8 protein-coding genes are annotated in these 7,651 nt (G+C 69.5%); 6 read left to right on the plus strand and 2 right to left on the minus strand.

Annotation, left to right across the window (positions count from 1 at the left end):
* From CCL05_RS20240 to holA, 4 genes are all read left to right on the plus strand, one after another.
* A partial coding sequence (locus CCL05_RS20240) for an arylamine N-acetyltransferase (protein WP_143589917.1) occupies positions 1 to 388 on the plus strand: 388 nt, incomplete at its 5' end.
* Positions 389 to 609: 221 nt separating this feature from the next.
* A complete protein-coding gene (locus CCL05_RS20245) occupies positions 610 to 1,491 on the plus strand; it encodes a YceI family protein (protein WP_086561903.1) in 882 nt (293 codons plus the stop codon).
* A gap of 38 nt (positions 1,492 to 1,529) precedes the next feature.
* On the plus strand, positions 1,530 to 1,775 hold the full coding sequence (locus CCL05_RS20250) for a hypothetical protein (protein WP_086561908.1): 246 nt from the start codon (positions 1,530 to 1,532) through the stop codon (positions 1,773 to 1,775).
* A gap of 93 nt (positions 1,776 to 1,868) precedes the next feature.
* Positions 1,869 to 2,858: a DNA polymerase III subunit delta gene (gene holA, locus CCL05_RS20255; RefSeq protein ID WP_208641572.1), complete on the plus strand. Its 990-nt coding sequence runs from the start codon at positions 1,869 to 1,871 to the stop codon at positions 2,856 to 2,858.
* 11 nt (positions 2,859 to 2,869) lie between these two features.
* Here holA and CCL05_RS20260 read toward each other — a convergent pair whose 3' ends face one another.
* Positions 2,870 to 3,319, minus strand: coding sequence for a VOC family protein (locus tag CCL05_RS20260; protein WP_086561905.1), 450 nt, complete (start codon positions 3,317 to 3,319; stop codon positions 2,870 to 2,872).
* Positions 3,320 to 3,573: 254 nt separating this feature from the next.
* Complete coding sequence (gene rpsT / locus CCL05_RS20265) at positions 3,574 to 3,840, minus strand: 30S ribosomal protein S20 (RefSeq protein WP_010042013.1); 267 nt, start codon at positions 3,838 to 3,840, stop codon at positions 3,574 to 3,576.
* A 244-nt stretch (positions 3,841 to 4,084) separates the two neighbouring features.
* Here rpsT and lepA point away from each other — a divergent pair, with 244 nt between their 5' ends.
* Together lepA and CCL05_RS20275 are read left to right on the plus strand one after the other, a co-directional pair.
* Positions 4,085 to 5,953: a translation elongation factor 4 gene (gene lepA / locus CCL05_RS20270; RefSeq protein WP_086561906.1), complete on the plus strand. Its 1,869-nt coding sequence runs from the start codon at positions 4,085 to 4,087 to the stop codon at positions 5,951 to 5,953.
* A gap of 266 nt (positions 5,954 to 6,219) precedes the next feature.
* Positions 6,220 to 7,651 (plus strand): AMP-dependent synthetase/ligase (locus CCL05_RS20275; protein ID WP_086561907.1); only part of this gene is annotated, 1,432 nt, incomplete at its 3' end.

Here is a 7,651-nt window from a genome sequence, read left to right on the forward strand (position 1 = left end):
CCACCACGCACCCCGGCCGGACGCGGCCGGGGTGCGTGGTGGGCACGACACGGCGGAGGCGGCGGACCTGGACGTGATCCGCGACGGCAGACCGCAGTACCGCCTGGAGCTACGGCCGCGGGTGCTCGGGGACTTCGTGGCCGGGGTGTGGTGGCACAGCACGTCGCCGGTGTCGCACTTCACGCGGTCGCTGGTCTGCTCGCGGGTCACGGAGGACGGAGGAAGGATCACGCTCAGCGGCCGCAGGCTCACGGTGACCGGAGCCGACGGCACCCGGGAGGAGCGGGAGCTGGGGACGGACGAGGAGGTGCTCGGGGTGTACCGGCAGCGGTTCGGGATCGAGCTCGGCTCGGTGCCGACGGTCCGGGGCATCGGCCAGGACGGCTGATCCGGGCCGGAGGGGCAGGGCCGGGAGCGGTGGGACCAGAAGGGGCAGAGGGGCCAGACACCCCACTTGGCCCACATGGTGCTACTCGTGCGTAGTCCCAGCACAAGCGCTGGATTCCCGTGATGTGGTCCCGTGTTGCCTCGAAAGCCCCATCGGTGGTCGAATGCCTCCTCGGTGAACAGTGATCAAACCGCTGACTTCGAGTCGGACGAGGTGTCCAGATGATCGGCCGCTGGCTGGGAAGCAGAACCAACCGGGTGCAACGGACGAGCCCCCTGGCGGCGGTGCTGACGCCGCCGAGCGCCGGTGTGCTGGCCTGCCGGGTGCTCGACCCCGTCAACGAGCCGGTGAGGCATGCCGAGTTCGCGGTCACCGACACCATGGGGCGTCCGGTGGTCAGCGGCGGAGCGGATCCCTTCGGGTCGTTCATGACGACGGTGCCCGCCGGGGAGTACCGGCTCGCGGTGTCGGCGGAGGGGTACACGCCGTACCGGGCGACCACGCAGGTCGCCGAGAACACGCTCGCCTCGCTCGGTGACGTGACGCTCCAGGTGGCCCGGCCGCCCGAGCTGCCCGAGCCCGGCGACTGGGAGATCGAGTCGGCGCACTCCTCGATCGGGTTCACCGCGCGGCACATCGGCATGGCCCGCATCCACGGACAGTTCAAGTCCTTCGCGGGCGTCATACGCATCGCCGAGCCGCTGGAGCGGTCGGCGATGCACGTGGTGATCGACGCGGCGTCCATCGACACCAACATGAGGATGCGCGACGACCATCTGCGGTCGGCCGACTTCCTGGACGTCGCGAAGTTCCCGACCCTGGAGTTCTACAGCGAACGGTTCGTGCACAAGGGCGGGAACCGGTGGGCGGTGACGGGGGCGCTGTCGCTGCACGGCGTGACGCGCACGGTCACGCTGGACACGGAGTACCTGGGGCTGGGCAACGGCATGGAGGGCGAGGTCCGGGCGGCCTGCCGGGCCACGACCGAACTGCACCGGGACGACTTCACGGTGAGCTGGCAGACGATGCTGGCCCGCGGCATCGCGGTGGTGGGACCGAGCATCAAGGTCGACCTCGACGTGCAGGTCGTTCGCAAGGGCTGAGCGGCCGGGCGTCGAGCCGGTGTCGGACAATGGCCCGCGTGAGTGATGTGCGACATGTGCTGGTGCTGCCCGACAGGGACGCGGCGGAAGAGGTGGTGCAGGCGCTTGCCGAGCGCTTCGGCGTCGTCGAGGAGCCGCAGCTGGTGCGGGACGCGCTGGCCGGTGAGGACGACGCCGAGGACGCGCAGTGGCTGGTCGTCCTGAGGGACGAGGAAGAGCGGCTGGATCCCGGGGAGCTGGACCGGTTCGCCGGTGAGTGGGAGGGCTGGCGGGAAGAACCGTAGGCCCGGCCAAGAACCGTAGGCCCGGCCAAGAACCGTAGGCCCGGCCAAGAACCGTCGGCCTGGTTGTCAGTGCCGCGTGGGATGCTTGTCGCGATGGCCAGGAAGACTGCGAATGACGACCCTCTCGCCCCCGTGACGCTCGCCGTGGGCCAGGAGGAGCTGCTGCTCGACCGTGCCGTGCAGGAGGTGGTGGCCGCCGCGAAGGCCTCCGACGCCGACACGGACGTACGGGACCTGACCCCGGACCAGTTGCAGCCCGGCACGCTCGCCGAGCTGACGAGCCCGTCGCTGTTCGCGGAGCGCAAGGTCGTCGTCGTACGCAACGCGCAGGACCTGTCGGCCGACACGATCAAGGACGTGAAGGCCTACCTCGGGGCGCCCGCCGAGGAGATCACCCTGGTGCTGCTGCACGCCGGCGGGGCCAAGGGGAAGGGGCTGCTCGACGCGGCGCGCAAGGCGGGGGCGCGCGAGGTGGCCTGCCCGAAGATGACGAAGCCGGCGGACCGGCTGGCGTTCGTGCGGCAGGAGTTCCGGGCGGTGGGCCGGTCCGCCACGCCCGAGGCGTGCCAGGCGCTCGTCGACGCGATCGGGAGTGATCTGCGGGAGCTGGCGTCGGCGGTCTCGCAGCTGGTCGCGGACGTCGAGGGGACGATCGACGAGGCGATCGTCGGGCGGTACTACACGGGCCGGGCCGAGGCGTCGAGCTTCACGGTCGCCGACCGGGCGGTCGAGGGGCGCGCGGCGGAGGCGCTGGAGGCGTTGCGCTGGTCGCTGGCGACCGGGGTGGCGCCGGTGTTGATCACGAGCGCGCTGGCGCAGGGCGTCCGGGCGATCGGGAAGCTGTCGTCGGCGCGGGGCGGCCGGCCGGCCGATCTCGCGCGGGAACTGGGCATGCCGCCGTGGAAGATCGACCGGGTGCGGCAGCAGATGCGGGGCTGGACCCCGGACGGCGTGGCCGTGGCGCTGCGGGCGGTGGCCGAGGCGGACGCGGGTGTGAAGGGCGGCGGGGACGACCCCGAGTACGCACTGGAGAAAGCGGTGGTCACCATCGCGCGGGCGGCCCGCTCCCGGGGCCGCGGCTGAGGCCGCGGGCCTCAGTACAGGGGCTGACCGATCCCCAGCAGGTTCCCCTCGCTGTCGTGGAACCAGGCGCCGCGCTCACCCCGGGCGCCCTTGCTCGGGTAGTTCCCCTCGATCTCGGCGATCCCGCCCTCCGTGCGGAAGCCGGGCACGTCGACCTCCTCGAAGACCACGCCGCGCCGCTTGAGCTCCGCCACGGCGGCCTCGAGGTCGCCCACCTCCAGCGCCATCTGGGTGAAGGTGCCGGGCGAGGCGCCCGTCGACCGGAACAGCACGAACTCCGCGCCGCCGCAGCGGTACAGCAGCCCACCGGGCCGTTCGTCGACCGGCTCGAGACCGAGTTTCTCGGCGTAGAAGCGCCGCGCCCGGTCCAGGTCCTGCGCGGGAAGCCGGGTCGCCACACGGGCCCCGGCCAGCACGTCCCTGTCGTCCGCCCTGCTGTCTGCCCTGTCGTCCGCGTCCATGTCTCCACTGTGCCGCGAGAGGAGCCCGGAGTGAGAATCGGGAGTGTCAGCCGTACGCAACGGCAAGCACCGGTCCTTAAGCAGGCCGAAGGCCGGGTGCCTGCCCATGGGGAATGGGAAAGCACCCGGCCCTCGGTTCCAAGCCGGTGAGCTCGTCCCCGCGTGGCGAACGCAGGCCGCGGACGAGCTCGGGGTGCCGGACGGGAGCGGATGAGAGAGGGCCCGCTCGATTCCCTCCGGCGTCACATCAGACGTCAGCCCTTGAGCGCGGCGACCTTCTGAGCCAGCGCCGACTTCTTGTTGGCAGCCTGGTTCTTGTGGATGACGCCCTTCGAGACGGCCTTGTCGAGCTGGCGCGCGGCAGCGCGCTGGTACTCGGTGGCCTTCTCGACGTCACCCGCGGCAGCAGCCTCACGGGCCTTGCGGATCGCGGTCTTGAGGGAGGACTTGACGGCCTTGTTGCGCAGCCGCGCCTTCTCGTTGGTCTTGATCCGCTTGATCTGGGACTTGATGTTCGCCACGAATGAGCCTTCTCAGGTTCTGGCACGAGGCCGCACGGGTGCCGCACGGTCCGTACCGGGTGATTTCTTGAAGGAGTGCCTCCTGCGAGAGGGCATGAGGCACAGCCCCCCACGGTACCAGCGGGCTCATTCATGGCCCAAACCCGTCCATGGTCCCCACCCGTGGGACCATGGAGGCTACGTATCGATCCGATCCGACCCGAGACCGCAGACACTGCGGACGCCTCAAGAATCAGGACCCTGCGTGCCCGCGATCCCTAGCCATGTGCCCGAGCCGAGCCGTACCGACCCGGCTCTGATCCGCAACTTCTGCATCATCGCGCACATCGACCACGGCAAGTCCACGCTCGCCGACCGGATGCTCCAGCTGACCGGAGTGGTCGAGCAGCGGCAGATGCGTGCTCAGTACCTCGACCGCATGGACATCGAGCGAGAGCGCGGCATCACGATCAAGTCCCAGGCGGTGCGACTTCCGTGGGCCCCGTCCCACGACAAGAGCAGGACGCACATCCTGAACATGATCGACACCCCGGGGCACGTCGACTTCACCTACGAGGTCTCGCGATCACTCGCCGCCTGCGAGGGCACCATCCTCCTGGTCGACGCCGCCCAGGGCATCGAGGCGCAGACCCTCGCCAACCTCTACCTGGCGATGGAGAACGACCTCACGATCATCCCCGTGCTGAACAAGATCGACCTGCCGGCCGCGCAGCCCGAGAAGTTCGCCGAGGAGCTCGCCCACCTCATCGGCTGCGAGCCCGACGACGTGCTCAAGGTCTCCGCCAAGACCGGGCTCGGTGTCGAGGCGCTGCTGGACAAGGTCGTCGAACAGGTCCCGGCCCCGGTCGGTGTGAAGGACGCCCCCGCGCGCGCCATGATCTTCGACTCGGTCTACGACTCCTACCGGGGCGTGGTGACGTACGTCCGTGTCATCGACGGACAGCTCAACAAGCGTGAGCGCATCAAGATGATGTCCACGGGCGCCACGCACGAACTGCTGGAGATCGGCACCAACTCACCGGAGATGCTGTCGTCCGACGGTCTCGGCGTCGGCGAGGTGGGCTACCTCATCACCGGTGTGAAGGACGTCCGCCAGTCCAAGGTCGGTGACACGGTCACCAGCCAGTCCAAGGGTGCCGTGGAGCCGCTGGGCGGCTACAAGGACCCCAAGCCGATGGTGTTCTCCGGCCTCTACCCGCTGGACGGCTCGGACTACCCGGAGCTGCGCGAGGCCCTCGACAAGCTCCAGCTCAACGACGCCGCGCTGGTCTACGAGCCGGAGACCTCCGCCGCCCTCGGCTTCGGCTTCCGCGTCGGTTTCCTCGGCCTGCTGCACCTGGACGTGATCCGGGAGCGGCTGGAGCGCGAGTTCGGGCTCGACCTGATCGCGACCGCCCCGAACGTGGTCTACCGCGTCGTCATGGAGGACGGCACCGAGCACACGGTCACCAACCCGAGCGAGTTCCCCGAGGGCAAGATCTCGGAGGTCTACGAGCCGGTCGTGCGGGCCACCATCCTGGCGCCCAGCGAGTTCATCGGCTCGATCATGGAGCTGTGCCAGACCCGGCGCGGCACTCTGCTCGGCATGGACTACCTCTCCGAGGAGCGGGTCGAGGTCCGCTACACGCTGCCCCTCGCCGAGATCGTCTTCGACTTCTTCGACCAGCTGAAGTCCAAGACCCGCGGCTACGCCTCGCTCGACTACGAGCCCACCGGGGAGCAGACGTCCAGCCTGGTCAAGGTCGACATCCTGCTGCACGGCGACAAGGTGGACGCGTTCTCGGCGATCACCCACAGGGACCAGGCCTACGCCTATGGCGTGCGGCTCGTCGCGAAGCTCAAGGAGCTCATCCCGCGGCAGGCCTTCGAGGTGCCGGTCCAGGCCGCCATCGGCTCCCGGGTGATCGCCCGCGAGACCATCCGCGCCATCCGCAAGGACGTCCTCGCCAAGTGCTACGGCGGTGACATCTCCCGTAAGCGCAAGCTGCTGGAGAAGCAGAAGGAGGGCAAGAAGCGGATGAAGATGGTGGGTTCCGTGGAAGTTCCGCAGGAGGCCTTCATCGCCGTCCTGTCGAGCGATGACAGCGCGGGGTCGGGCAAGGGCAAGAAGTAATCACGGATTACCGTGGGTTACACCGCAAACCGGGTAGAACAGGGGCCCGTCGTGCGAAAGTGCGGCGGGCCCCTGTGCGTACGCGGGGTAGCTCTCTGTAGGAAGTGACAGGCCGCGGCCCCTTACGCAGGGGCCGGTCGGCCTTTACTCTGATCCCTGCTCGATAGTTACTCGTGAGTTAAACAACGGCTCGCGAACAGCAGCTCGTGAGTGAAAACCCAGCCGCACCTGAGCCAGCCGCGCCGTCGCGGGCCCCGGAGGATGTCGTGAGCGACACACAGACACTGATCGAGAACCGTCCGCCGTCCGTGGCGGGCCTCTTCCTGGACCGCGTGGCCGCCACGCCGGACGCCGAGGCCTACCGCTATCCGGTGCCCGCGTCCTCGGGGCAGGGGCCGGACGACTGGAAGTCGCTGAGCTGGACGCAGGCCGCCGAGCGGGTCTACGCCATCGCGGCCGGGCTCATCGAGCTCGGTGTTCAGTCCGAGCAGCGCGTCGCCCTCGCGTCCAGCACCCGCATCGAGTGGATCCTCGCCGACCTCGGCATCATGTGCGCCGGCGCCGCCACGACCACGGTCTACCCGCAGACCAACGCCGAGGAGTCGGCGTACATCCTGTCGGACTCCGAGAGCCGGGTGCTGATCGCGGAGAACGCCGAGCAGCTGGCCAAGGCGCGGGAGAAGCGCGCCGAGCTGCCCGACCTCACCCACGTCGTGGTCGTCGACGCGGCCGGGGTCGAGACCGCCGACTGGATCCTCACCCTGGACGAGCTGGAGAAGCGCGGCGCGGCCCGGCTGGAGAAGGACCCCGACCTGATCAAGGAGCGGGTCGGCGCGATCACCAAGGACCAGCTGGCCACCCTCATCTACACCTCCGGCACCACCGGCCGTCCCAAGGGCGTGCGCCTCCCGCACGACAACTGGTCGTACATGGCGAAGGCGATCGCCGCGACCGGGCTGATCAGCGGCGAGGACGTGCAGTACCTGTGGCTGCCCCTCGCGCACGTCTTCGGCAAGGTCCTCACCTCCGGCCAGATCGAGGTCGGGCACGTCACCGCGGTGGACGGCCGCGTCGACAAGATCATCGAGAACCTGCCGGTGGTGCAGCCGACGTACATGGCGGCCGTGCCCCGCATCTTCGAGAAGGTCTACAACGGTGTCGCCGCGAAGGCCCGGGCGGGCGGCGGCGCCAAGTACAAGATCTTCCAGTGGGCCGCCGAGGTCGCCCGCGAGTACGCCAAGGTCGCGCAGGACAACTTCCGGCGTACCGGGACCATGTCCGTGCCGTTCGGGCTGGGCGCCAAGCACAAGGTCGCCGACGCGCTGGTGTACGCCAAGATCCGGGAGGCCTTCGGCGGCAACCTGCGGGCCTGCGTCTCGGGTTCGGCGGCGCTGGCACCCGAGATCGGGTACTTCTTCTCCGGCGCCGGCATCCACATCCTGGAGGGCTACGGCCTGACCGAGTCCTCGGCGGCGTCGTTCGTGAACCCGGGCGAGGCCTACCGCACCGGCACGGTCGGCAAGCCGCTGCCCGGCACGGAGGTGCGGATCGCCGACGACGGGGAGATCCTGCTGCGCGGCCCGGGCATCATGGAGGGCTACCACAAGCTGCCCGAGAAGACCGCCGAGGTGCTGGAGGCGGACGGCTGGTTCCACACCGGGGACATCGGGGAGCTGTCGCCCGACGGGTATCTGCGGA

It is taken from the genome of Streptomyces africanus, assembly GCF_002150735.1.
Taxonomy (GTDB): domain Bacteria; phylum Actinomycetota; class Actinomycetes; order Streptomycetales; family Streptomycetaceae; genus Streptomyces; species Streptomyces africanus.

Coding starts and splice junctions, on each gene's coding strand:
- CCL05_RS20260 (WP_086561905.1), bottom strand. CDS start 3,319: ATGGACGCGGACGACAGGGCAGACAGCAGGGCGGACGACAGGGACGTG.
- holA (WP_208641572.1), top strand. CDS start 1,869: ATGGCCAGGAAGACTGCGAATGACGACCCTCTCGCCCCCGTGACGCTC.
- CCL05_RS20245 (WP_086561903.1), top strand. CDS start 610: ATGATCGGCCGCTGGCTGGGAAGCAGAACCAACCGGGTGCAACGGACG.